Here is a 24,784-nt window from a genome sequence, read left to right as displayed (position 1 = left end):
TCGATGGCGCTCAGTCCGGATACCAGCACGCCACGGCCTGACGGCCGTCCTCGCCCGCCAGCGGCGGCAGATCGGTCGAACATCGCGCCTGCGCGCGCGGACAGCGCGGGTGGAAGGCACAGCCGGACGGCGGACTGGCCGGCGACGGCAGATCGCCCGCCAGCTTCTGCGGCTGCTGCGCGCCGTCGATGCGCGGCACCGCCGACAGCAGTGCCTGCGTATAGGGATGACGCGGCGCGCGCAGCACGCGATCGACCGGACCGCTTTCGACTATCCGGCCCAGGTACATCACCGCCACGTCGTGCGCCAGGTGCTCGACCACCGCGATGTTGTGCGTGATGAAGAGGTAGGCCAGCCCCAGTTCGCGCTGCAGCCGGCGCAGCAGATTCAGTATCTGCGCCTGCACCGACACGTCGAGTGCCGACGTCGGTTCGTCGCACACGATGAGCCGCGGCTGCACCGCGAGCGCGCGCGCGATGGCGATGCGCTGGCGCTGGCCACCGGAAAATTCATGCGGGTAGCGATCGGCCATGTCCGGCCGCAGGCCGACCTGCTCGAGCAGTGCACGCACCGCCTCGTCACCGCCGGCGCGCTTCAGCGCGGACATGCCCTCGGCGATGATTTCGCCGACGCGCATGCGCGGGTTCAGCGAGCCGTACGGGTCCTGGAACACCATCTGCATCTGCGCGCGCAGTTCGCGCAATGCAGCACCGGATGCGGCGCCGACATCCCGAGCGCCCAGCGTCACGCTGCCGGCGGTCGGTTCGATCAGTCGCAGCACGGCCTTGCCGGCGGTGGTCTTGCCGCAGCCGGACTCGCCGACCAGCGCCAGCGTGCGGCCGGCGCGGATGTCCAGCGACACGCCATCGACCGCCCGCACATGGCCCACCGTACGCTGCAGGACGCCGCGGCGGATCGGGAAATGCACCTTCAGCTCGCGCACGCTCAGCAGCGGCTGCGCATCGCCCGACAGTGCAGCTTCGGCGACACCGGCCGACGGGGCGACGTGCTGCGCATGCCGGCCCGCCTCCGCTGGGTCGTACAGGTGACAGCGCACCTGCTGGCCCTCGCCCGCCGTCTGCCAGGCCGGCGCCTCGTCGCGGCAGCGCGCCCAGGCCTGCGGACAGCGCTCGGCAAAGCGACAGCCACGGAAATCGGTGGTCAGCGGCGGCACCGAGCCGCGGATGGTGGCCAGCTCCCCGCGCTGCGCGGTGTCGGGCAAGGCGGCGAACAGCAGCTGCGAATACGGATGCGCCGGCTGCGCGAAGAAGGCCGCGCGCGGCGCGCGTTCGATCAGCTGGCCGGCGTACATGACGCCCACCTGCTGCGCCATGCGCGCGACCACGCCGAGGTCGTGCGTGATCAGCAGCAGCGCCATCCCCTGTTCGCGCTGCAGCTTCGCCAGCAGGTCGAGCACCTGCGCCTGTATCGTCACGTCGAGCGCGGTGGTCGGCTCGTCGGCGATCAGCAGCTTCGGCTCGCCGGCCAGCGCCATCGCGATCATGACGCGCTGCTTCATGCCGCCGGAGAACTGGAAGGGATATTCGTCGAGCCGGCGCGCCGCGTCTGGAATACCGACCGCGGCCAGCAGCTCGAGTGCCCGCGCGCGCGCTGCCGCGCCGCGCAGGCCGCGGTGCAGCGACAGTACCTCGCCGATCTGCTGCATCACGGTGAGCACCGGATTCAGGCTGGTGCCCGGCTCCTGGAAAATCATCGCCATGTCGCGGCCGCGCGCCTCGCGCATGTCGGCCTCGGTCAGCCCGGTCAGTTCGCGGCCGGACAGGCGCACGCTGCCGCTGGCGATATAGCCGACGTCGGGCAGCAGGCGCATCAGCGCGTTCGCCGTCATCGACTTGCCGCAGCCGGATTCGCCCAGCAGCGCCATCGTTTCGCCGGCGCGCACGTCGAAGTCGAGCGCGTCGACAGCGCGCGCGATGCCGGCCGGCGTATCCAGTTCAGCGGTCAGGCCGCGCACTTCGAGCAAGGGCATGTTCATGCGGCAGCCCTCCGCAGCGTGCGGCGCGCCCGCCACTGGAAGCGCGGATCGAAGGCGTCGCGCACCGCGTCGGCGAACAGGTTGGCGGCGAGCACCAGTGCCAGCATCAGCACGAAGGCGGCGGCCAGCGACCACCAGACGACCGGCTCGCGCGACAGTTCGAGGCGCGCAGCGTTGATCATCGTGCCGAAGCTGTTCATCGAGCTGTCGACACCGATGCCGATATAGGACAGCACGGCCTCCGACAGCACCAGGCCGGAGAAATCCATCACCAGCGCGATCAGCACGATGTGCATCAGATTGGGCAGCACGTGGCGCGCCATGATGCGCGCGTCGCTGACACCGAAGGCGCGCGCCGCCTGCACGTAATCGAGTTCGCGCAGCTTCAGCGTCTCGGCGCGCAGCAGCCGGCACAGGCCGGTCCAGGAGGTCAGACCGAGGATGAAGCACAGTGCCAGCAGGCGCGCGTCGGCACGCTCGGCGGCTGTCTCGAACCACTCCGGGTGGGTGTCGATGATCACCTGCATCATCAGCACCATGGCGGCGATCAGCAGCACGCCGGGGATGGAGTTCAGCACGGTGTAGAGGTACTGGATCGCGTCGTCCCACCAGCCGCCGCGGAAGCCGGCGATCAGGCCGAGCGCGATCGCCAGCGGCAGCGTCACCAGCGTGGTCAGCGTGCCGATCAGCAGCGCGGTGCGCACCGACTTCAGCGACAGATAGAGCACGTCCTGCCCGACCTTGTCGGTGCCGAACACATGGTAGCCATCGGCCCAGGCGGCGATGACGCCGCCGAGCACACAGAGCACGGCGGCGGTGACGAAGACCGCGCGCCAGGCGATCGGCCGCTCGGCCGACAGCCGTGGTCGCCACACCGCGCGACAGGTGTCGGCGTAGCTGCGCCGCTGCGTCAGCGCAAGCAGGCCAACGACGAGGCCGGTGAACGCCGCCCACACCAGCAGTCCCTTGACCGCGCCCGACAGCGCCCGACTGCGCAGGTCGGCGTCGTGCTGCGACAGCTCGTCCAGGTGGGCGCCGCCGAACACCAGCCGCGGATAATCGCGCATCTGCACGCCGTCGCGCTCCATCGTTTCCTTGGCGAAGCCGTGCGTGGCCAGCGGCGCCGAATAGGTCTTTTCCTTGTTCAGCCTGAGGTCGGCGAACAGTGCATCGAGCGCCGACAGCACCTCCGGGGCGTACTGGATTTCGCTGCTGCCCTCCTTCGCCGGCAGGCGCGGCTGGTAGTGCAGCGAATCGAGCAGGCCGACTGCGACGAATACCGCCAGCACGGTGACGGAGGCCATCGCCGCCGACGACTCGCCGACCCGGCGCCAGGCACGGCGCAGGTAGTCCTGGCTGCGGCAGTAGAGGGCCAGCAGCACGGCGCCGGCGACAAGCGCCCACAGCAGGAGGTCGGACCAGAGGAAGACCGGTTTCACACCAATAAGGTCGGCCATCAGTTCAGTCTCACGCGTGGGTCGACCAACGTGTACGAAATATCGGTCAGCAGCAGGCCGACGATGTAGAGCACCGAGCCGATGAACACCATCGAGCGCACCACCGCGAAATCCTGTGAATTGATCGCGTCTATCGTGTAGCTGCCCAGCCCCGGGATGCCGAAGAAGCTCTCCAGCAGCAGCGAGCCCATGAACAGCAGCGGAATCACGACGACCACACCGGTCAGGATGGGGATCATCGCGTTCTTCAGCACGTGGCGGAACAGCACGCGCAGTTCCGACAGCCCCTTGGCGCGGGCGGTGCGGACATAGTCCTTGTTGATCTCCTCGAGAAAGAGCGTGCGGTACCAGCGCGCCGACGAACCGATGCCGCCGACCACGCTGATCAGCACCGGCAGTATCAGGAACTTGCCGGCATCCAGCCCCGGCGCATAGCCGGAAATCGGCACCAGATTCCATACCTTGCTGACCAGGTACTGGCCGCCGATGATGTAGAACAGGCCGGAAATCGACATCGCCGCGACGCACAGCACGACGCCGCCGACGTCGAGCGCGGTGTTGCGGAAGAACACCAGCAGCAGCGCGAAGCTCACCGTGACGAACAGGCCGAGCAGGAAGGTCGGTATCGCGATGGCGAGGCTGGGCCCCATGCGGTTGCCGATCTCCAGCGCGATGTCGCGGCCGTCGTCGGCGCGACCGAAGTCGAACACGAACATGCGCATCGATTTGTCGAACAGTATCGTATCGGTCGCCTTCGCCAGTCCGGCCGCATCGGCGTTCCACACCAGCGGCCGGTCGTAGCCGCGCTCGGCCTTCCACTTCTCGATCGCCTCCGGCGTCACCCGCTTGGCGCCGAGCTGCATGCGCGCCATGTCGTCCGGCGAATTGACGACGAAGAACAGCACGAAGGTGATCAGGTTCACCCCGATCAGGATGGGGATGGCATAGAGCAGGCGGCGAATGATGTAGGCGATCATGCGCCGCTCCCCACCGCGCGCGCCTGTTCCGAGCGCTTCCAGTGGCGCCAGGCCGGCCACACCAGCGCGAGTAGCAGCGCGGCGAAAGCGAACAGCGGCCAGCGCACCGGACGGTTCCATTCGGCGCGCTTCGCCTCGCGCAGCGCCGGATCGATGCGGGTGTATTTCATCGTGTTGTTGGCAACGGTCGACGGTTTGCGGTTGAACACCCAGCTGTGTTCGAGGCCGTAGCTCTTCGGGTGGTAACCCCACACCCAGGGCGCGTCGTGGCGCAGCACTTCGAGCATGCGGTCGAGGATGGCCTGGCGCTCGGGGCCGTTGTCCATCGCCTTCATCCGCTCGAACAGGCGGTCGAATTCGGCGCTCTCGTAATTGGCCGCGTTCTCGCCCTGCACCTTCACCTTGGACTGCGGGCCGTAGAGCAGGAAGAGGAAGTTCTCGGGATCCGGGTAGTCAGCGTTCCAGCCCCAGAAGAAGAGCTGGGCAGCGCCCTTGCGTATCTTGTCCTGGAAGCGGTTGTAGTCGGTGCTGCGCACCACCAGCTGCACGCCCAGCTTGTCGAACTGCTTGGTGAGCCAGTCGATGCGCGCCTTGCTGCCGAGGCCGGTGCCGGTGGTGTCTAGATTGATCACCAGCGGCTCGCCGGTCTTCGCATCGCGCCCGCCCGGCCAGCCCGCTTCGGCCAGCAAGGTCTTCGCCGCCTCGATCGGCTTGCGCCGCGGCTCGCCGTCCACCCAGTCGTACATGAAGGCGTTCATGCCTTCGCGGCCGTCGCGGTAACCGAAGATGCCGGGCGGCAGCGGTGACTGCGCCGGCAGTCCGCGGCCGTTCTGGAAGATGGAAATGAACTCCTCCTGGTCGAGCGCGATGCCGATGGCCTGACGCAGCTTGCGCCCGCGCTCGCCCATGCCGCCGACCACCGGGTCCAGCATGTTGAAGCCCATGTACATGGTCGAGGTCGACACCGAGGTCTGCAGCCGTATGCCCTGCGCCTTCATGTCGTCACTCAGGTTCACCTCGCCGGTCTGGCCGAACTGCACCGCCTGGTCGAAGGAGTCGGAACTGATGCCGGAGGCGTCGTAATAGCCCTGCAGGAACTTGTTCCAGTACGGGATCTGCTCCTTCTCGCGGGTGAACACGACCTGATCGACCAGCGGCAGACGCTTGCCGCAATCGGCCAGCAGGCCCGCCTCGCGATCGCCCGGCTCGCCTTCACAGGGATAGGTTTCGTCGCGGAAATTCGGGTTACGCGTCAGCACCATGCGCGCGTTCGGATCGTTCTGACTCAGCATGTAGGGGCCGGTGCCGATCGGATACCAGTCCAGCGTCAGGTTGCGCTCGGCCATCCCCGGCTGCGCATGGAAGCGGTCGGCTTCCCACGGCACCGGCGCGAAGAAGGGCATGGCCAGCCAGTACAGGAACTGCGGGTACTTGCCCTTGAGCCGTATGCGGTAGGTGTGACGGTCGACCACCTCGACGCCGGCCAGGTCGTGCTTGCGCAGATCCAGCCAAGTCCCCGGCGGCAGCGATTTCGCCGCCGCCTTCAGCGTGTCGCCGTATTCCTTCAGGCCGACGATGTAGTCGCTCATCAGCCCGAACACCGGCGAATGCAGGCCCGGGTGCGCCAGACGCTTGATCTGATAGATGTAGTCGGCGGCCTCCAGCTCGCGCGTGCCGGTCCGCTCGAAGTCGTACAGCGTACGCCGCTCTCCGGGACCGCCTTCGTGATAGAGGTAGTTGCCGGCGTCGTCGCGCGCCAGCGCCGGGTGGGGCTGGTAGCGGATGCCCGGCTTGATGCGGATCTCATACACCGACTCGGCGATGTCGGCGGCCGCTGCATCGGCCGGCAGTTCGCGGCCCGATGCGTCGTAGAAGCGCGGCACCGGCATCGCCTCGGCGGTCGCGGTGACCAGTTCGAACGGGCGCTTCAGGTAGTGGTACTGCAGCGGCGCTTCGTAGATCTGCGCCGTGAAGGTGATTTCGTTCTCGCTGTACGACTGCACCGGATCGAGATGCTTCGGCCGGTCGGTGAAGGCGGTGTAGAGAATGTTCTGCCCGCTCTCGGCCGCCGGGTAGGGGTCGTTCCACACGTCGCCGCAGGCGGCCAGCAGCAGCGTCGACGACAAGGCCAGCAGGCGGCGCAGGGAGCGGATCGACGGGCGCGGTCGGGTCATGGGCGCGATTGTAGGCGGCGGCGTTCGCTCTGTGAGCGGACCGGCGGAAAAAGGTTTCGCACGAACCCGCGGCCGCCATACGGGTCTAGGGTCTGTCGCCATTGAATCGCGGGCCGCACTCGATTCAATGGCAACAGACCCTATAGTCCATCCTGTGCAGAAACACGCATCCACCCTCCCGATATGGCAATGGCCGACTGGCGACGTCCCCTGCTGCTGTTGAGTACCGTGCTGCTGGCCGCCTGCAGCATGGTGCAGGTCGGCTACAACCAGCTCGACCGGCTGATCGCCTGGCGACTGGATGACTACCTGCCGCTGGACAGCACGCAGCGCGCCGCCGTGCAGCCAGCGCTGACGCGCTGGGTGGACTGGCACTGCAGCAGCCAGCTGCCGGGTTACGCCGGATGGCTGAGGCAGGTCGACGCAGATCTGCGTGCCGGTGCCGACGTGGCGCGCATCGACGCCCACATCGACACCGTGCTCGGCTTCGCCCGCACCGCCGCCAGCGAAGCAGCGCGCGAAATCGGGCCGCTGGTCGCCGGCGCGAAGCCGGAGCAGATCGCCGCATTGAAGCGCCGCTTCGAGCGCAATACCCGCGAATACGTGAAGGACTGGGTCGAGCCCCCTGCGGAAGACATCGTGCGCGAGCGCAGCACACGGCTGCGCGAACGGATCGAGAACTGGATCGGCCGGCTCACGCCGGCACAGCGCGACATCGTCGACCGCTGGGCGCGCGAGGTGCGCAGCCGCAGCGACGACAGTCTGGAAAGCCGGCGCCGCTGGCAGGCCGCGATGGCCGATCTGCTGGCACGTACCGACCTCGCGCCGGACGCGTTCAGAGGCGAACTCGAAGCGATGTTCGTCGCGCCCGAGCGGCACTGGACATCAGGCTACGCCCAGACCTTCCGCGACAACCGGGCGCGCGCCGCACAGGCCCTGAGCGAGCTGTCGGCTTCGCTGACCGACGCGCAGCGCCGGCACCTGCAGCGTGAGGTATCAAGCTTCGCCAACGAACTCGACGGCATCACCTGCCGCGCACCGACCACCCAGCAGGCCCGCTCATGACGACAACGCTGACCGACCACGCCATTCCGCTGTTCCCGCTGGGCACCGTGCTGTTTCCGGACGGCCTGCTGCCGCTGCGCATCTTCGAGGTGCGCTATCTCGACATGATCAAGAAATGCCACCGCGCCGGCACGCCCTTCGGCGTCGTATCGCTGCTCCATGGCAACGAAGTGATGCGCGCCGGCGCGCCGGCGCCCGAGCGCTTCCACGCCATCGGCACGCGCGCGGTGATCACGCACTTCGCACAACCGCAGCCGGGTTTGTACGAGATTTTCACCCGCGGCAGCACGCGCTTTCGCGTCACCGCCAGTTCGCAGACACCGCACGGGCTGTGGATGGCCGACGTCGAGGACATCCCGGCCGACCCGCCCTGCGCCGTGCCGCCCGACCTCACCTATGTCGCGGCGGCTCTGGTGCGCGTGCTCGACGCGCTGACCGCCTCCGAATTCACGCCGTCGGATACGCCGAAGCATTTCGACGACGCCGGCTGGGTCGCCAACCGCTGGTGCGAACTGCTGCCGCTGCAGCCGGACGACAAGCAGCGGTTGATGGAAATGCGCGACCCGCTGCTGCGGCTCGAACTGGTCGGCGACGTGCTCGACCGCAGCAGTTTCGAGGGCTGAACCCGCCGCCTGCGGAACTGATCGCCCTCAGGCCACGGTCATCGCGACCGCGGTCGCCATCAGCAGCAGCGCGAACAGCTTCTGCATCTGCCGCTCCGGCAGCCTGTGCGCGAGCGCAACACCGGCCGCCACCGTGAACAGCCCGCCCGCCGCAAGTGGCAGCCCCATGCTCCAGTCGACCTTGTGCGCCTGTGCGTAGCTCGCGAGCGCCACGACGGCACTGGGCGTGACCAGCGCCAGCGCGAGGCTCTGCGCCACCGTCTGCCGCTGGCCGAACAGCCGCACGAACAGCGGTGTCGCGACCAGCCCGCCGCCGACGCCGAGCAGGCCCATGCTGCTGCCGCCGACCACGCCGACCAGCGGAATCAGCGTGTCGCGCGGCCGCGGTGCGGCGCTCTTTGCCGACGGCGCCGAGCGCCACAGCAGCGACACCGACAGCGCCGCCATGAAGCCGCCGAACAGCATGCGCAGCAGCGTCGGGTCCAGCCGCGCCGCGAAATGTGCGGTGACGGCGGTGGTGGCGGTGGCGACCGCGGCAATCGCCAGCACGCGCGGGATCGGCACCGGGTGCCGGCGCTGGTAGCGCCACCAGCCGACGAGCAGATTGGGCACCATCATCACCAGCGCCGTGCCCTGCGCCAGCGCCTGGTCCATGCCGAAGGCGAGCGCCAGCAGCGGAATGGCGATGACGCCGCCGCCGATGCCGAACAGACCGCCGAAGAAGCCCAGCGCGGCGCCGAGTGGCAACGTGATCAGAAGGTCGTGGAAAGCCATCGCGGAGCAGGAAGACATCAATGGCAAGCATGCTATTCAAGCTATCGATAACTACAATGATCAGAAATTCAAACGATCATTGCTTTTAAAGTCATCAATGAAAGACGCTGCCGATCTGCTCTTCTTCAGCACGCTGGCCCGCCAGCCCAGCCTCGCCGCAGCCGCCCAGCAGCTGGGCGTGACGCCGCCCGCGGTGAGCCGGCGGCTGGCCGCGCTGGAAGCGAGGCTGGGTGTGCGCCTGCTCAACCGCACGACGCGCCGGGTCAGCCTGACCGCCGAGGGCGAGCGCTATCTCGAAGAGGGCGAACGCATCCTGCGCGACATCGACGCGCTCGAACGCTCGCTCGCCGCCAGCCGGGCGGTGCCGAGCGGCCTGCTGCGCATCAACGCCACCTTCGGTTTCGGTCGCCGCCATCTGGCGCCGGCAGTGTCCGCGTTCGCCCGGCGCTGGCCCGAAGTCGAGGTCGTGCTGCACCTGACCGACCGCCCGCTCGACCTCGAAAGTCATGGCATGGATCTGGCGATCCGCTTCGGTCCGCCGCCCAACACCCACGTGCATGCGCGACGCATCGCCCGCAACCGCCGGCTGCTGTGCGCGGCGCCGTCCTATGTGGCCGCGTTCGGCGCGCCGGATACGCCACAGGCGCTGCGCGCGCATCGCTGCATCGTCATCCGCGAGAACGACGACGCCTTCAACACCTGGGTGCTGTCCGACGGCACGCGCGAAGTAAAGGTGAAGGTGGCCGGACCGCTCGGTACCAACCACGGCGAAATCGCGGTCGACTGGGCGCTGGACGGCCACGGCATCCTGCTGCGCTCGGAGTGGGACATCGCGCCGCACCTGCGCGATGGTCAGTTGCTGCGCCTGCTCGAACCCTGGGCCGGCACGGCGGCCGACATCCATGCCATCTGGCCACCGCACCACCAGCTGTCGGCGCGGGTACGCGCCTTCGTCGACTTCCTGGCCGATCGCTTCGCCGACTTCCGGCCCGGCGCAAATGAAACCGTTACCGGCCGGTAACGGTCGCCGTCGGCTGCGGGTGCTAACCTCGCATACGTTGCACATCGAACACCACCACGCCTGCCCTTCGTGACCGTCGCACCGCTCCCCCTGATCGACCAGCTGATCGCCCGCCGCCGCCGCATCCCGGTGACGTCGGCGCTCATCGTCGCCAACCTGGCGGTGTTTGCCGCCATGCTGCTGTCCGGCGCCGGGCTGTGGCATTCGGCCAACGGCATCCAGCTCGCCTGGGGTGCGAACTTCGGGCCGGCAACGAAGGACGGCGAATGGTGGCGGCTGGGCAGTGCGCTGTTCCTGCACTTCGGCCTGCTGCACCTCGGCATGAACATGCTGTCGCTGCTCGACGGCGGTCGCCTGGTCGAGCGCATGTTCGGCCCGCTCCGTTTCGTCGCGATCTATTTCGTCAGCGGCCTCACCGGTAACCTGCTGTCGCTGATCGTGCAGGGCGACCGCGCCGTATCGGGCGGCGCCTCCGGGGCCATCTTCGGCGTCTATGGCGCACTGCTCGCCTTCCTGTGGCAGCAACGCGCCACGCTGGACCGACGCGAATTCGTGCGCCTGTTCTGGGGCGCCTGCCTGTTCGCCGCCGTCACCATCGTGCTCGGTCTGAACATCGCCGGCATCGACAATGGCGCGCACATCGGCGGCTTCGTCGCCGGCCTGCTTGCGGGTGCGGCCCTGGTGCGCCCGCTGGACGACAGCGCCGTGCTCGGCCGCTACCGCCAGCCGGTGGCCTCGGCCGGTCAATGGCTGGCCGGCCTCGGGCTGGCGCTGATGGTCGTCGTGCTGGTGATCGCAATCCCCGCGCCGCGTTACCGCTGGAGCGAAGAGGTGATGGCGCGCGACGAAATCCGCGACTTCATCGGCGCCGACCGCCGCATCGCCCACCGCTGGAACACGCTGATCGGCGACGCCCAGCGCAATGGCGCCAGTTTCGACGACCTTGCCGGGCAGATCGAAAGCGAGGTTGCTCTGCCCTACCAGCAGAGCTTCGAGGACCTGAGCGACCTGCATCTGAGTCCCGCCGCGCCGTCGGCGGCCACCTTGCGCGAACTGCGCCAGTACGCGGAAGCGCGCCGGGATGCTTCACGCGCGCTGGTCGAAGGCCTGCGCGCGCACGACATGGACGCCGTGCGCGACGCGCTCGAAGCGGCCAGCCGTGCCGGCGAGCGACCGCCCGCCGCGAGCCGCCCCGCCCCGGCTCGCTGATCGCCCGGAGCCTGCCGTGCCGCGCCGCTGGATCGCCCACCTCGACATGGACGCCTTCTTCGCGTCAGTCGAACTGCTGCGCTACCCCGAACTGCGCGGCCAGCCCATGGTGGTCGGCGGCGGTGCCCGGCATCAGCCGGAACGGCAGGCGGACGGCACGCGCCGCTTCGCCCGGCTGCGCGACTACGTCGGCCGCGGCGTGGCCACCACCGCCACCTACGAGGCGCGCGCCTTCGGTGTGCATTCGGGCATCGGTCTGATGAAGGCCGCTGCGCTGGCCCCGGACGCCGTGCTGCTGCCGACCGATTTCGACGAATACAAGCGCATGTCGCGGCTGTTCAAGCAGACGGTGCTGGCGCAGGTGCCGGTGATCGAGGACCGCGGCATCGACGAAATCTATTTCGAACTGACCGATCTGCCGGGCGCGCAGGACGCCGCAGGCGACGACCCGCACGGCGGCGTGCGCGCGATCGCGAGCCGCATCCAGCAGGCGGTGAATGCGGCGACCGGCCTCAGCTGCTCGATCGGACTGTCGCCGAACAAGCTGCTGTCCAAGATCTGTTCCGACCTCGAAAAGCCGCGCGGCCTGACGGTGATCACCGAAGCCGACATTCCCACCCGCATCTGGCCGCTGCCGGCCAAGCGCATCAACGGCATCGGCCCGAAAGCGAGCGCCCGGCTCGAATCGCTCGGCATACGCACCATCGGTGAGCTGGCCGCCGCCGAGCCGCACTGGCTGATCGAACAGTTCGGCCGCAGCTATGGCGCCTGGCTCGCCGACGCCGCGCGCGGGCACGACGAGCGCCCGCTCAGCTACAGCCGCGACCCGAAATCGATCAGCCGCGAAACCACCTTCGAACGCGACCTGCACGCGAAACACGACCGCGAGGAACTGGGCGGCATCTTCACCTGGCTGTGCGAGCGGCTGGCCGACGACCTCAGGCGCAAAGGCGTCGTCGCGAAATCGGTGGGCGTGAAGTTGCGGCAGGACGACTTTCGCATCGTCACGCGCGAAATCACGATGGATGCCTATACGGCGGACGCGGTAGTCATCCGCCGCCACGCAGGTCTGTGCCTGAAACGGATGCCGCTTGAACGTCGGTTCAGACTGCTCGGCGTACGGGCCGGTCATCTGCTGTCGGCAGAGGATCTCGCTGACGCGCCCACCGGCCACGACGAAGGCCAGCTCGCGCTGCCGTTCTGAGCACGCCTGCGCAGCGCGGGTCAGGCGCCGATCCAGTGGGAGCAGAGTCTTGGCCTCGACGCAGTCGCCGCAGTCCGCGGGCGTCGATTCCGGCGGCTGTCGGGGTCAAGACCCCGCCCACAGAACCGGGCGCTGGCTCCAGCCGCGAACCGGGCGCGATCCCTTGGCCGCGACGCGGCCAAAGCCGCAGAGCTTCAGGTGCGCAGGAAGCGCGCCTCGAACTCCTCAGCCGGCACCGGCTTGCTGAACAGATAGCCCTGCCAGGCGTCGCATTCGCGGTCCTTCAGGAAGGCGAGCTGCTCTTCGGTTTCGACGCCTTCGGCGACCACGCGCATCTTCAGCGTGTGCGCCATCGCGATGATGGTGGCGGCGATTTCCATGTCGTTGCGGTCCTGCGGGATGTCGCGCACGAAGCTCTGATCGATCTTCAGCACGTCGATCGGGAAGCGTTTGAGGTAGGCCAGAGACGAGTAGCCGGTGCCGAAGTCGTCGATCGACAGCGCAACGCCGAGCGCCTTCAGCGCACGCAGGCGTTCTTCGGTCTGCTGGAGATCGTCCGCCAGCATCGATTCGGTCAATTCGAATTCGAGCCGTCCGGCCTGCAGACCGGACTCGGCCATCAGCACCGACAGGTACTGCGCCATGTCGGCGTGCTGCAACTGGCGCGCCGACAGGTTGACGGCGATGCTGAGCGCATGACCGGCATCCTGCCAGGCACGCGCCTGGGCGCACGCGGTGCGCAGCACCCACTCGCCGATCGGCACGATGAGGCCGCTTTCCTCGGCCACTGGAATGAAACGGGCCGGCGACACCATGCCCTCGTCCGGATCCATCCAGCGGATCAGCGCCTCGGCGCCGACCACGCGGCCGCTCGCCATGTCGATCTGCGGCTGGTAATGCAGACGGAATTCGCCGCGTTCGAGCGCGCGGCGCAGCCGCGTGTCCAGATGCAGTCTGTCCTGCGCGGCCCGGCTCATCGCCTCGGTGTAGAAGCGGAAGGCACCGCGGCCCGCTTCCTTGGCCTGATACATCGCGACGTCGGAATGCTGGATCAGCTCGGTCACCGTGGTGCCGTCTTCCGGATAGACGGCGATGCCGATGCTGGCGCCGATGTAGATGTCGCGTCCCTGGGCGAGGCGGAACGGCGCCTGCATCAGTTCGAGCAGCGAATGGGCGACGTGGGCGGCATCTTCGGGCGCGGTCATGCTCTCGATCAGCAGCACGAATTCGTCGCCGCCCAGACGCGCCAGCGTGTCTGCCTCGCGCAGACGCGCGCGCAGGCGCTGCGCGATGGCGCCCAGCAGTTCGTCGCCGACCGGGTGACCCAGGCTGTCATTGACGTTCTTGAAGCGGTCGAGATCGATGAACAGCAGCCCGACGTGCTCATGCTGCCGCTCGGCGCGCTCGATCGCATGCTGCACGCGCGACTGCAGCAGCAGGCGGTTCGGCAGGTCGGTCAGCGGGTCGTGGTGGGCCAGGTGATCGAGCTTGGCTTCGGAGCGCTTGAGCTGGCTGATGTCGGTCATCACCGCGACGTAGTGACTGGCCTGTCCGGATTCGTCACGCACCGTGCTGATGTTCAGCAACTGCTGGTACAGCTCGCCGCTCTTGCGCCGGTTCCACACCTCGCCCTGCCAGAAGCCGCTTTCCAGAACCGCACGCCACATCGCCTTGTAGAAGGACATGTCGTGACGACCCGACTGCAGGATGCGCGGATTGCTTCCCAGCGCCTCGAATTCGCTGTAGCCGGTGATGTCGGTGAAGGCACGATTGACGGCGACGATGCTGGCGTCCAGATCGGTGATGAAAACGCCGTCGCGCGTGCTTTCGAACACCGCCGCCGCCTGCCTCAGCGCGCGGCCGGCGCGCACCTTCTGCACGGCCAGTGCGGTGATGCGGCTGAATTCGACGATGAGCTTGAACTGCTCGTCATCGGGCAGGCCCGGTGCGTCGTGATAGACGGCGAAGGAGCCGAGCACGCGCCCGGCTTCGTCCTTGAACGGCACCGACCAGCAGGAGCGGAAACCGACGCGACGCGCGAGATCGACATAGGGCGTCCAGTACGGGTGGTCCAGCACATCGCCAACCAGTATGGGCTCACCGCTCCAGATCGCCGTGCCGCAGGAGCCGACGCCTTCGCCCGGCTTCAGCGCCTCGAGTGCCTGGTTGTAGTAATCGGGCAGGCTGGGCGCCGCCCCATTGCGCAGATGACCGCTGGCTTCGTCGAGCAGCACGATGGACACGCGCATGTCGGCCTCGATCGCCTGCATGCGCAGCGCGATCGTTTCGAGGATGGATTCCAGCGGCGCCACCTGCACCACACGGTCGAGCACCTCGGTGCGCGCCTCGTTCACGAGCGCAGCACGCTTGTTCGCCGTGATGTCGGTCCATGAACCCACGATGTCCGCCACCGGTGCGCCGGCCTCGCTGACCCGCCGCAAGTCGTCGCGTACCCAGATTTCGCGTCCGTCACCGCAGCGGAAGCGGTATTCATGGCTCAGGTGACCTTCACGCATCAGGGTCGCCATGCCGTCCAGCGCCCGCTCCCGATCCTGCGGATGAATGTGATCGATCCACCAGCCCGGCTGCATCGCCTCGGCGATCGGGTAGCCGAGGATTCGGCTGACGTTCTCGCTCACCCAGGTGGGGTGCGCCGCGCCATCCTGCACGCTGAGGCTGTACACAATGGTCGGGCTGGAGGCGAGCAGTTGCGCCATGCGCTGATTGGTGTCGCGCAGGCGCCGCTCCTCGCGCGCCAGTTCGGCACGGCGATGCACCTTCTCCAGCGTGGACGGCAGCTCGAACAGATAGCCTTCGTGCTGCACGAGGTAGTCGTCGACGCCCAGATGCAGTGCGCTGGACGCGAGTTCTTCGCTTTCGCGGCCGGCCATCATGACGACCGGCAGCTGCAGCAGACGCTCCAGCCGGATGCGCCGTACCAGTTCGAGCGCGTCCGCCGGATGCGGACCGGCGTCGAGCAGCAGCACGTCGAATTCGGCTTCTTCGCCGGTGGCCGGCAAACGGGGCGCGACGTCGTCGATGCGGACGACGGCATCGAGCCGGATGTGCGGCGCATGCTTCAGCAGGTGACGGCGCATGCGCTCCAGTTCGTTTCCGCCGACGGCCGCCGACAGCACGCGTATCGGCCGGTCACGGCGCGCCTTCATCGAGCGCTGGCGCACCACGGCCGCTTCCATCACGCGCGGCAGGCGTTCCAGATACTGGTCGCGCTTAATCAGGTAGTCGTCGGCGCCCGCCTTCAGCGCGGCGATCGCCGCGTCGCCGTCGCCCGAGCCGGTCAGCACGACGACGGCGAGCGGCCAACCCTGTTCGCGCACGTGGGCGAGCAGTTCCAGCCCGGTGCCGTCGGGCAGCTTGAGGTCGGTCAGCAGCAGGTCGAACTGCCCGGATTCAAGCAGGCTGCGCGCATGCGCCAGCGTCGTCGCGATCTGCAGCTCGATGTCGCGCCCGCAGCGTGCCAGCGCCCGCTGCGTGAGATCGGCGTCGAACTCCGAATCTTCGGTGTAGAGGACGCGCATCAGACAGGGCGCTGGTTGAGTTCGCACCAGTAGCGTTCGATCTGTCCCGCCGCTTCGACGAAACGATCGAAATCCACCGGTTTGACGATGAAGGAGTTTACGCCCAGCGCGTAGGCGTCGTGCAGGTCGCGGTCTTCCGACGACGAACTGAGCACGACCACTGGAATGCGCCGGTACTTCGGATGCGCCTTCAGGTGGCGCAGCACCTCGATGCCATTCACGCGCGGCAGGTTGATGTCGAGCAGGATCAGCGACGGCGGCGTTTCGCCAGCCTCCCAGCGGTCGATCAGGCCGATCGCCTCCTCGCCGTCACGGGCGACGCTGATCGGGTTGTGCAGATGGCTACGCGCGAAGGCGCGGCAGGTGAGGTCGATGTCGACCGGATTGTCCTCGACCAGCAGTATGGGCAGCGTGAAGGGCTGCTGCTGATTGACCGCAGTGATCATGCAGGAAACTCCAGGTTGAAGCAGGCGCCTTCGCCGGGCGCGCTTTCCGCCCACACGCGGCCGCCCATGCGCTGCATCGCCTTGCGCACCAGCGCCAGGCCCACGCCGGTACCGGCGAACTCTTCGCTGCGGTGCAGGCGCTGGAATATCTCAAAAATCCGCTCGTGGTACTTCATGTCGAATCCGATGCCATTGTCGCGTATCGACAGCACGATGCGGTCTCCTTCGCTTCGCGCACTCAGCGTGATGGTCGGCGGCTTCGCGTCGCGGCTGAACTTCAGCGCGTTGTCGATCAGGTTGCGCAATACCAGATCCAGCCCTTGCCGGTCGGCGCGCACGATGAGCGACGGCACCTCACCGACGATCTGCGCCGACGCCGCCGCGATCTCGTCGGCGCGACGCGTCAGTACGCTGCGCATCAGCTCGCCCAGATCGACGCGGCTCGCCTCCAGCGCGCGCCGCTCCATGCGCGAATAGGCCAGCAGATCCTCGATCAGGGCGTGCATCTGCGACGCGCCATTGCGGATATTGCCGAGAAAGCGCTGCGCCTGCTCGTCGAGCCGGTCACCGTAGTCCTCGATCAGGATGCGGCTGTAGCCGTCGATGCCGCGCAGCGGTGCCTTCAGGTCGTGCGACACGGCGTAGGAGAAGGATTCGAGCTCTTTCATCGCCGCGGTGAGCGCCTGCGTGCGCTCGCTCACCCGCTGTTCGAGGTCGCGGTTGAGCGCGCGCAGTTCGTCCTGCGCATCGCGCAGTTCGGTGATGTTGCGCGCCATGCCGAGCACGCCGATCACCGTGCCGTCCTCGCTGCGCATCGGTACCTTGATCGTCTGCACGCGCAGGCACTCGCCGGTCACGTCCGAAGTGACCGTGGATTCGTGGATGCTGCGCAGCCCGGTGCGCAAGGTTTCCTCGTCCTGCGCACGGAAGAGGTCCGCCACCTCGGTCGGGAAGAAGTCGTGGTCGGTCTTGCCGGCCAGGGCAGCCTCCGGCAGGCCGAAGAACTGTTCGACCATGCGGTTGCACGACAGGTAGCGGCCTTCGATGTCCTTCACCCAGACGAAATCGGGCAGCGCCGAGAACAGCGTGCGCAGGTAGGTGCGCTCCTTCTCGACCGCCTTTTCCGCACTGCGCCGCGCCGTCACGTCGACGTCCATGCAGACGAAGATCGGTTCGCCCTGCAGGCCCGGAATGGCAAAGGTGCTGGCCTCGACCTGGCGCAGTTCGCCGCTGCGATGGCGCACCGTGTATTCGAGCGGTCCGATGCGCACCTTGTCGCGCTCGATGCGCGCCAGCAGTTCGACGAAATCGCGGGCCTCCTCGCTGCCGAACATCAGTTCGTCGATGCCGCGCCCCAGTGCCTCGTCCATGGTCCATCCGTACAGCGTCGCCGAGGCGTGATTCCAGTACAGCACGCGACCGTCGCGGTCGAACCACTGCACCGCCACGTTGGGCGCGTATTCGAGCGTCGCGCGCAGACGTTCCTCCGAGGCGCGCAGCGCCTGTTCGGCCTCGACCGAGGCGCTCACGTCGAGCAGCATGCCGGTGTACTTGATCACCCGACCGGCGGCGTCGGTGACGCATTCGGCCGACGGCTGCAGATGACGGATCGGCCCGCGTTCAGGGGCCGTGCGGTAGATCGTCGGCGTAAGGTGCGGCGCCGCCTCGGCCATCTGTCGCATGGCCTGCGCCACGCTCGGCCGGTCGTCCGGGTGGACGCAGGCGAGGTAGTCGTCGATCGGCGGGATGCCGGCCGCCGGATCGAGCCCGAAGAACTCGTACATCTGTTCCGACCACCAGCCGCGCCCAAGCGCCGGATAGAACTCCCAGCTGCCGAGGCGGGCGATGCGCTCGGCCGACTGCAGGCGGTTGCGCTCAAGCTTGAGCGCCTGCTCCGCCTCGTGTCGCGACGTGATGTCCTGCACTACCGCGATGTGGTAATCGGGCGCCTCACCCGGCGCCCACAGCGGCGTGACGCTGAAGTTCACCCAGACGATGTGGCCGTCCTTGTGGACCAGGCGCTTGTCCATCGAGAACTCGCGGATGTCGCCCCGCTTGAGCGCTTCCATGTGCTGCAGATCGGCCGCCAGATCGTCGCGGTAGGTGATGCGCATGAAGTCGAGCGCCAGCATCTCGTCGCGGCTATAGCCGACGATGGCGCAGTACTTCGCGTTCACGTCGACGAAGCGTCCGAGCCGGCTGTCGATGCGGGCGACACCGACGCCGGCCTGCTCGAACACGGCCCGCATGCGCGTCTCGCTGTCGCGCAGCGCCGCATGCTGCGCCTGCAGTTTCAGCGCCATGTCGTTGATCGCACCACCGATCTGCGCCAGTTCGTCGCGGCCGTCGATGCTGACACGGGTATCGAGCCGCCCGCGGCCGACCTCGCGCACGGCGTCGACCAGCCTTTGCGTGCGACGGAACCAGATCAGATGCAGGAACAGCGCCAGCAACAGCGCGGACAGCAGGATGGTCGCCGCATGGCGCCACAGTTCGAGCCGGCTCGCGTGCAGCCGCTGCGCCAGCGGCAGTTCGAGGTCGGTACGCACCAGCAGGCGGTGACCGGCCGCCAGCGTAAGCACCGCCAGCAGCGCGCGATCGTCGGCCGAACGCTCGATGCGCAAGGAACGGTCAGGGGACGTATTCAACGCAAGCAGCGGGTTGCCGGCCGGGTCCATCACCTTGTCGACCAGCGGCTGACCGACGTCGGCGCGCGCCAGCGAACCGACGACGCGCCCGCCGGGCGCGATCAGGTAGGCGTGCGTCAGGTTCGGGCGCAGGCCGAGTTCGGCCACCATGCGGCGCAACTGCGGAAGGTTGTCGTTGGCGATGTGCAGGTCGAGCACCGACTGCTCGACACCCAGGCGCTCGGTTAGCGACTGCGACTGTTCATACTCCACCAGCTGCCGGTATTCGCGCACCTGCAGAATGTTGTTCAAGACGGCCAGCAGCAGCGCGAATACGGTCAGCAGCAACGGCACCAAGGTGCGCGACGGCAGCTTCATTGCGCGCCCTTCCCGTCACGGTCCGGTACCAGGCCGGGCACGAACAGGCGCGCCCAGTCGGGGTCGGCCATCATGCGGCCGCTGGCCTTCAGGTCGCTCGAAAGCCGCGCCAGACCCAGCGCCGGCGAATCGGTCGGTGAGGCGAGCAGTGCCTGGCTCTGCGCGTCGCTGTACATGTTCAGGCGGGACAGGGCCAGCGCGTACTCATCTACGGTGAGGTCGGCGCCGGCCGCCAGCGAATTCGCCGCCTCGGCCGGACGCGCCAGCATTTCGCGCCGCCCGGCTTCGAACGCACCGAGCAGCACCTGCACCTGATGCGGTCGAGCCTGCAGCGCGTCGGCGCGCACCACCAGTACATCGACGACCTCGCCTGTCATATTGGCGCTGTCGAGCACGACCGCGAAGCCGGCCGACGACAGTCGGGAGATGACCGGTTCGAAGGTGATCACCGCATCGACACGGCCCGCCTTCAGCGCCGATTCGTGCTCGATCACCGGCAGCATGACCAGGCTCACCTCGTCGCGCCGCAAGCCGCCTGCCTCGAGCAGGCGCTGCAGCATGATGGACGCCAGCGCGGTGTCTTCGAGGCCGATGCGCCCGCCTCCGAGGCGATCAGCCGAACCGATGCCGGGGCGTGCAAGCACCGCGTCGGCGCCCCTGGACAGGCTGAGCACCGCCACCACCCGCACGTCGATACCCGCCGCCGCCAGTTCGACCGCCTCCGGCAGCGTCAGTCCGGCCGCCTCGATCAGGCCGTTGCGCAACTGGCGCGCGCTTTCGCTGCTCGTCTCCAGCTCGACCACGCGCAGGTCCGATGCACTGAACAACCCGCGTTCGCGCGCCAGCACCAGCGGGTCGTAGCCCACCCACGGATTGAGACCGACGCGCAGCGGCAGCTGCGGCGCCTCGCCACAGCCGGCCAGCAGGGTCATCGCCACGCCCGCGACGAGCGCGCACAGGGCGGACAGGGCGGACACGACACGGCCGGGCAGACGGCCCGCAATCGGTTGTTCTGTCATGCTGCAGGTTCCGGGCGGCAGGAATGTTGGCGGCAACTCGGCAGGGCGGCGTCGCTCGCGCGTCCGCAATTCTTTATGCTCGTCGCGCCGTCCCGGCGCAGCCACGTGCCCGCTGCCGGACGCACGAATCGATGGTCAGCAGACCCTACCATGACCTGCAGTGTGCAACGGCTGCCCCAGATCAATCTTTAGTGCGGACGGTCGGGCGTCAGGTCGCCGCCAGCAATGCACGCGCCGCCGCCAGGGCGGCATCGTAGTCGAAGGCGGCAATGCAGCGCAGCAGGTTGGCGCCATCCGGACCCAGCGCCTGCAGGATGGCCGCCGATTCGCGCGCCAGCGCGCCGGCACGGGTGTCGCCGGCTTCGAGCAGCGGCAGCAGGCGCTCGACCACCGCCCTGGCCTCGCCGGCACACGGCCGCGGCGGCGGTTCCGAAGCCGCGTCGCCGGCGCCGAGCCAGCGCAGCAGCAGCGTGTAGAAGGCTTCCGGCTCGACCGGTTTGGCGATGAAGTCGTCCAGTCCTGCCGCCGCACAGGCCGCGCGGTCGTCGGCAAAGGCGTTGGCGGTGACCGCGACGATGGGCACATGCGCCCAGCCGGGAAGCGCGCGCAGACGGCGTGTGGCGTCGGTGCCGTTCATGCGCGGCATCTGCAGATCCATCAGCACCAGGTCGTAGCGCTCGCCGGCCGCGCGCTCCAGTGCCTCGACACCGTCGGCGGCGACGTCTGCCTGCAGGCCCGCGTCGCGCAGCAGCGCCAGCAGCACCTCGCGGTTGATGTCGTGGTCTTCGACCAGCAGGATGCGTTTGCGGCCGAAATCCCGTTCCAGGCGCGCCCGCGCGTCGACCACGAACGGCACCGCCAGATCGGCCATGTCGGCCACCACGCCGAGCCGGGCGGTGAACCAGAAACGGCTGCCGCGTCCCGGCTCGCTGCTGACACCGGCATCGCCGCCCATCAGGCGCGCCAAACGGCGTGTGATCGACAGCCCCAGTCCGCTGCCGCCGTACTTGCGCGTAGTCGATGCATCGGCCTGCTCGAAGGCGCTGAACAGGCGGGCGAGATCGTGCGCCTCGATGCCGATGCCGGTGTCGCTGACCTCGAAGCGCAGCAGCACGCTGTCGTCGCCACGTTCGACCACGGCGACGCTCAGCGTGACGCTGCCCTGCTCGGTGAACTTGACCGCATTGCTGAGGTAGTTCAACAGCGCCTGACGCAAACGGGTGACGTCGCCGCGCAGCGTCGCCGGCACGCCGTCGTCCGTCTGCACGCGCAGGGCCAGGCCGCGTTCCTCGGCGCGCTCGATCATCATCGAGCGCACCTGTTCGAGCAGCCCATCGAGGCGGAAGGCGGCCGATTCGAGCACCAGCTTCTCCGCTTCGACGCGCGACAGGTCGAGCACGTCGTCGATGATGTGCCGCAGATGTTTGGCCGCCGCACCGATCTTCTGCGCGTGCTCGCGCTGCGAGGCGTCGAGCGGCGATTTCCACAGCAGGTGCGTCAAGCCGATGATGGCATTCATCGGCGTACGCATCTCGTGGCTCATGTTGGCGAGAAACTGGCTCTTCGAGCGGTTCGCCGCTTCGGCCGCCTCCTTGGCGACGGCCAGTTCGGCGGTGCGCGACTGCACCTGCTCCTCCAGATGCGTGCGGTGGCGGCTCAGTTCGAGTTCCATCCGCCGACGTTCGGTCACGTCCTGCACGGTGCCGCGCAGGCGCACCACACGGCCGTGCTCGGTCACCGGCGTGCCGAGCACGCGCACCCACTTCTGGCGCCCGGCCCGGGTGGACATCTGTACCTCGATATCCCACGGCTCGCCCCGCTCGACCGCGCCTTCGATGACCGCCTCGATGCGCAGCCGGTCCTGCTCGCGGAAGAACTGCAGCGCACTGGCCAGCGTATCGACCGACGCCGGATCCGCCTCGTGAATGCGCGCCACCTCGTCGGTGGCACTCAGACGACCGCTTTCGAGATCGACCGCCCAGGCGCCGATCTGCGCCAGTTCGCCGATCTGGCGCAACAGCGTCTCGTGTTCCTCCTGCGCCTGCATTGCAGCGACCCGCTGGCTGAGGTCGGCGAGAACGCAATGCGTGCGCTCGAAATTTCCCCGCGCATCGACTTGCACGCGCCCGACCAGCCAGACAACGACGGCGTGGCCGTCGCGATGCTGCAGTCGCAGTTCGGCCTGTATGCGCTCGTCGCGCTTGAAACGCTCGAAGGTGGCCGCGAATTCCGCGCGCTCGGCCGGCATCCAGAAGTCGCCGAAAGCGCGGCCCAGCAGTTCGCCCTCGCGATAGCCGAGCAAGGCGCACAGCATGGGATTGACGTGAATGAACCGGCCCTGCGCGTCGAGCGACTGGTAGGCCACCGGGAAATGTTCGAACAGGGTACGGAATCGCTCTTCGCTGTCGCGCAGCGCACGCTCGGCGTTGAGCCGCTCGGTGATGTCGCGCGCCACGCCGTACATGCCGATCACGTGCCCGCTGGCGTCGCGCAGCGGGCCCTTGGTGCTGAGGAAGATGCGTTCGCCGTCGGCGGTCGGCAGGTGCTCCTCGAAGCGCACCACCTGCCCGCCGGACATGACGATGCGGTCGTTGTCCATCGTGCGGCGCGCCACCTCCGGCGCCAGCAGCTCGGCGTCGGTGCGGCCGAGCATGGATGTCTCGGGAATGCCGAGCAGGCGCACGACTTCCGGATTGCTGACCAGATAGCGCCCTTCGCTGTCCTTGGCAAACACCGGGTCGGACGAACTTCGGACAATCGCATCGAGCAGCGATTCGGCACGCGCGCGGGCCGTCAACGACACGTTCTCGCGCTCGAGCGCGTCGAGGGCGCGCCCGGTGAGGCGGCGCATCAGCAAATAGAGCGCGCCGGCGGTGACCGCGACGAAGGCCCAGCCCTTGAAGGTGCTGGCCAGCGCAAACCGCTTCGGATCGTCGGTCAGCGCGAGCAGCAGTTCGTCCGACAGCAGTATCCACAGCGACGCGATGCCGGTGTAGGCGAGCACCGTCATCCGCATGCCCCAGATCGCGTCGCTGCGTGCCTGTCCCGACGGGGACGCGGCGGACCACTCAGACCGGGTCGGCATGTCGCCTCGCGATGTCGATGAAATCGGAATAACGCTCGATGAACACGTCGACGACGTCCGGATCGAAATGCGTGCCGCGCCGCTCGACGATGTGGGCCCGGACCTCGTCGGCCGGAAACGGCGACTTGTAGACGCGGCGCGACATCATCGCGTCGAACACGTCGGCCACCGTCATCAGCCGTGCCGCCAGCGGGATCGCCTCGCCGGCCAACCCGTCGGGGTAGCCGCTGCCATCCCAATGCTCGTGGTGCCAGTGCGCGATGTCGCGCGCCAGAGCGAGGAAGGCGGCCGGTTTCACCTCGTCGCGCTCGGCAAACTCGATGGCGCGCGCGCCCATCTCGGCGTGCGTCTTCATCACCGCCCACTCGTCGGCGTCGAGCTTGCCGCGCTTTTGCAGGATGTGGTCCGGAATGCCGACCTTGCCGATGTCGTGCAGCGGCGCCGACTGGGTGAGCAGGTCGATCCAGGCCGGCGTCAGTACCGGCGCGAAGCGCGGGTTGCCTGCCAGCGCCTCGGCCAGCACCCGTACGTAGGCCTGGGTGCGGCGGATGTGGCGTCCTGTCTCGTGGTCGCGCGTCTCGGCCAGATTGGCCAGCGCACGGATGCTCACCGCCTGGATCTGCTCGTTCTCTTCCATGCGCCGGCTGACTTCGGCCTCCAGCCAGGCGTTCTGATCGCGCATCAGGTCGCGCGCCAGCTTGGCCTGCAGATGGGCGCGCACGCGCGCAAGCAGCACGGCCGGCTTGATCGGCTTGGAGATGTAGTCCACCGCGCCCATGGCCAGCCCGGCTTCCTCGTCGCCGGCCTCGGTCAGCGCCGTGACGAAGATGACCGGAATCCCGCTGGTCACGGGATCGTTCTGCAACCTCTCGAGAACCGTGTAACCGTCCATGCCGGGCATCATCACGTCGAGCAGGATGAGCGACGGCGCATCGCGGTCGGTGGCCAGCCGCAGCGCGGCGACACCGTTCTTCGCCGCCTTCACGCGATAGCCGGCATTGCGCAGCAGGCCGTCGAGCACTTCCAGGTTTTCCGACATGTCGTCGACGATCAGTATCGTCGTGCTCGCAGGGTCCAGTCGCTGGTGCAAGGTAATGATTTCCGCGTGCGCTTTGTAACATGCGGAGACTGCACCGGTTAGGTGCGGCCGACAACATCTGTGTGCGCAAACAGATCGGAAACGCAGAAAT

At 68.0% G+C, this 24,784-nt stretch carries 16 protein-coding genes; 5 read left to right on the top strand and 11 right to left on the bottom strand.

Features of this window, described 5'->3' with window-relative positions; genetic code table 11:
* Positions 1–10 precede the first annotated feature (10 nt).
* The 4 genes from WDZ97_RS01980 to WDZ97_RS01965 are packed head-to-tail and all read right to left on the bottom strand — an operon-like array spanning position 11 to position 6,604.
* The gene (locus WDZ97_RS01980; RefSeq protein WP_425761636.1) at positions 11–2,032 is read right to left on the bottom strand and encodes a dipeptide ABC transporter ATP-binding protein; all 2,022 of its coding nucleotides are present in this window, start codon (positions 2,030–2,032) and stop codon (positions 11–13) included.
* Complete coding sequence (locus WDZ97_RS01975) at positions 1,993–3,453, bottom strand: ABC transporter permease (RefSeq protein ID WP_425761635.1); 1,461 nt, start codon at positions 3,451–3,453, stop codon at positions 1,993–1,995. Before WDZ97_RS01975 ends, WDZ97_RS01980 begins: the two co-directional genes overlap by 40 nt.
* Positions 3,453–4,430 (bottom strand): ABC transporter permease, encoded by a 978-nt coding sequence (locus WDZ97_RS01970; protein WP_020165243.1) that lies wholly within the window; start codon positions 4,428–4,430, stop codon positions 3,453–3,455. Before WDZ97_RS01970 ends, WDZ97_RS01975 begins: the two co-directional genes overlap by 1 nt.
* Complete coding sequence (locus WDZ97_RS01965) at positions 4,427–6,604, bottom strand: ABC transporter substrate-binding protein (RefSeq protein ID WP_425761634.1); 2,178 nt, start codon at positions 6,602–6,604, stop codon at positions 4,427–4,429. Before WDZ97_RS01965 ends, WDZ97_RS01970 begins: the two co-directional genes overlap by 4 nt.
* Positions 6,605–6,793: 189 nt before the next feature.
* Here WDZ97_RS01965 and WDZ97_RS01960 point away from each other — a divergent pair, with 189 nt between their 5' ends.
* Together WDZ97_RS01960 and WDZ97_RS01955 are read left to right on the top strand one after the other, a co-directional pair.
* Entirely contained in the window at positions 6,794–7,669 is an 876-nt protein-coding gene (locus tag WDZ97_RS01960) for a DUF6279 family lipoprotein (RefSeq protein ID WP_425761633.1), read from the top strand.
* Positions 7,666–8,292, top strand: coding sequence for an LON peptidase substrate-binding domain-containing protein (locus WDZ97_RS01955; RefSeq protein WP_304002605.1), 627 nt, complete (start codon positions 7,666–7,668; stop codon positions 8,290–8,292). The genes WDZ97_RS01960 and WDZ97_RS01955 overlap by 4 nt, the downstream gene beginning before the upstream one ends.
* 27 nt (positions 8,293–8,319) lie before the next feature.
* Here the strand turns inward: WDZ97_RS01955 and WDZ97_RS01950 are convergent, their stop codons facing one another.
* On the bottom strand, positions 8,320–9,084 hold the full coding sequence (locus WDZ97_RS01950) for a sulfite exporter TauE/SafE family protein (protein WP_425761632.1): 765 nt from the start codon (positions 9,082–9,084) through the stop codon (positions 8,320–8,322).
* Between the two features lie 79 nt (positions 9,085–9,163).
* Here WDZ97_RS01950 and WDZ97_RS01945 point away from each other — a divergent pair, with 79 nt between their 5' ends.
* The 3 genes from WDZ97_RS01945 to WDZ97_RS01935 all read left to right on the top strand — a co-directional run bounded on the left by WDZ97_RS01945 (position 9,164) and on the right by WDZ97_RS01935 (position 12,500).
* Complete coding sequence (locus tag WDZ97_RS01945; protein WP_425761631.1) at positions 9,164–10,087, top strand: LysR family transcriptional regulator; 924 nt, start codon at positions 9,164–9,166, stop codon at positions 10,085–10,087.
* A gap of 69 nt (positions 10,088–10,156) precedes the next feature.
* Positions 10,157–11,296, top strand: coding sequence for a rhomboid family intramembrane serine protease (locus tag WDZ97_RS01940; RefSeq protein WP_425761630.1), 1,140 nt, complete (start codon positions 10,157–10,159; stop codon positions 11,294–11,296).
* 46 nt (positions 11,297–11,342) lie between these two features.
* Entirely contained in the window at positions 11,343–12,500 is a 1,158-nt protein-coding gene (locus tag WDZ97_RS01935) for a Y-family DNA polymerase (RefSeq protein ID WP_425762244.1), read from the top strand.
* A gap of 194 nt (positions 12,501–12,694) precedes the next feature.
* Here WDZ97_RS01935 and WDZ97_RS01930 read toward each other — a convergent pair whose 3' ends face one another.
* The 6 genes from WDZ97_RS01930 to WDZ97_RS01905 form a co-directional block, all read right to left on the bottom strand.
* Positions 12,695–16,039 carry an EAL domain-containing protein gene (locus tag WDZ97_RS01930; protein WP_425761629.1) on the bottom strand — a complete coding sequence of 1,115 codons (3,345 nt, stop codon included), beginning with the start codon at positions 16,037–16,039 and terminating at the stop codon, positions 12,695–12,697.
* Positions 16,039–16,485 carry a response regulator gene (locus WDZ97_RS01925; RefSeq protein ID WP_425761628.1) on the bottom strand — a complete coding sequence of 149 codons (447 nt, stop codon included), beginning with the start codon at positions 16,483–16,485 and terminating at the stop codon, positions 16,039–16,041. Before WDZ97_RS01925 ends, WDZ97_RS01930 begins: the two co-directional genes overlap by 1 nt.
* Positions 16,482–19,490 (bottom strand): PAS domain S-box protein, encoded by a 3,009-nt coding sequence (locus WDZ97_RS01920; RefSeq protein WP_425761627.1) that lies wholly within the window; start codon positions 19,488–19,490, stop codon positions 16,482–16,484. The genes WDZ97_RS01925 and WDZ97_RS01920 overlap by 4 nt, the downstream gene beginning before the upstream one ends.
* Positions 19,487–20,509, bottom strand: a complete 1,023-nt coding sequence (locus WDZ97_RS01915) for an ABC transporter substrate-binding protein (RefSeq protein WP_425761626.1) — start codon at positions 20,507–20,509, stop codon at positions 19,487–19,489. The genes WDZ97_RS01920 and WDZ97_RS01915 overlap by 4 nt, the downstream gene beginning before the upstream one ends.
* A 208-nt stretch (positions 20,510–20,717) precedes the next feature.
* A complete protein-coding gene (locus WDZ97_RS01910; protein ID WP_425761625.1) occupies positions 20,718–23,594 on the bottom strand; it encodes a PAS domain S-box protein in 2,877 nt (958 codons plus the stop codon).
* Positions 23,578–24,684 (bottom strand): HD-GYP domain-containing protein, encoded by a 1,107-nt coding sequence (locus WDZ97_RS01905; protein WP_304002584.1) that lies wholly within the window; start codon positions 24,682–24,684, stop codon positions 23,578–23,580. Before WDZ97_RS01905 ends, WDZ97_RS01910 begins: the two co-directional genes overlap by 17 nt.
* Positions 24,685–24,784 lie beyond the last annotated feature (100 nt).

Origin of the sequence: Methyloversatilis sp. MC4-4 (genome assembly GCF_049843555.1) — a bacterium.
Taxonomy (GTDB): Bacteria; Pseudomonadota; Gammaproteobacteria; order Burkholderiales; family Rhodocyclaceae; genus Methyloversatilis; species Methyloversatilis discipulorum_B.
This window is presented reverse-complemented; position numbering and strand designations above follow the sequence as displayed.

What these genes read in the sequence shown, in the direction of transcription:
- WDZ97_RS01975 (WP_425761635.1), bottom strand. Translation starts at nt 3,453, where the DNA reads ATGGCCGACCTTATTGGTGTGAAACCGGTCTTCCTCTGGTCCGACCTC.
- WDZ97_RS01970 (WP_020165243.1), bottom strand. Translation starts at nt 4,430, where the DNA reads ATGATCGCCTACATCATTCGCCGCCTGCTCTATGCCATCCCCATCCTG.
- WDZ97_RS01965 (WP_425761634.1), bottom strand. Translation starts at nt 6,604, where the DNA reads ATGACCCGACCGCGCCCGTCGATCCGCTCCCTGCGCCGCCTGCTGGCC.
- WDZ97_RS01960 (WP_425761633.1), top strand. Translation starts at nt 6,794, where the DNA reads ATGGCCGACTGGCGACGTCCCCTGCTGCTGTTGAGTACCGTGCTGCTG.
- WDZ97_RS01955 (WP_304002605.1), top strand. Translation starts at nt 7,666, where the DNA reads ATGACGACAACGCTGACCGACCACGCCATTCCGCTGTTCCCGCTGGGC.
- WDZ97_RS01950 (WP_425761632.1), bottom strand. Translation starts at nt 9,084, where the DNA reads ATGTCTTCCTGCTCCGCGATGGCTTTCCACGACCTTCTGATCACGTTG.
- WDZ97_RS01945 (WP_425761631.1), top strand. Translation starts at nt 9,164, where the DNA reads ATGAAAGACGCTGCCGATCTGCTCTTCTTCAGCACGCTGGCCCGCCAG.
- WDZ97_RS01935 (WP_425762244.1), top strand. Translation starts at nt 11,343, where the DNA reads ATGGACGCCTTCTTCGCGTCAGTCGAACTGCTGCGCTACCCCGAACTG.
- WDZ97_RS01930 (WP_425761629.1), bottom strand. Translation starts at nt 16,039, where the DNA reads ATGCGCGTCCTCTACACCGAAGATTCGGAGTTCGACGCCGATCTCACG.
- WDZ97_RS01925 (WP_425761628.1), bottom strand. Translation starts at nt 16,485, where the DNA reads ATGATCACTGCGGTCAATCAGCAGCAGCCCTTCACGCTGCCCATACTG.
- WDZ97_RS01920 (WP_425761627.1), bottom strand. Translation starts at nt 19,490, where the DNA reads ATGAAGCTGCCGTCGCGCACCTTGGTGCCGTTGCTGCTGACCGTATTC.
- WDZ97_RS01915 (WP_425761626.1), bottom strand. Translation starts at nt 20,509, where the DNA reads ATGACAGAACAACCGATTGCGGGCCGTCTGCCCGGCCGTGTCGTGTCC.
- WDZ97_RS01910 (WP_425761625.1), bottom strand. Translation starts at nt 23,594, where the DNA reads ATGCCGACCCGGTCTGAGTGGTCCGCCGCGTCCCCGTCGGGACAGGCA.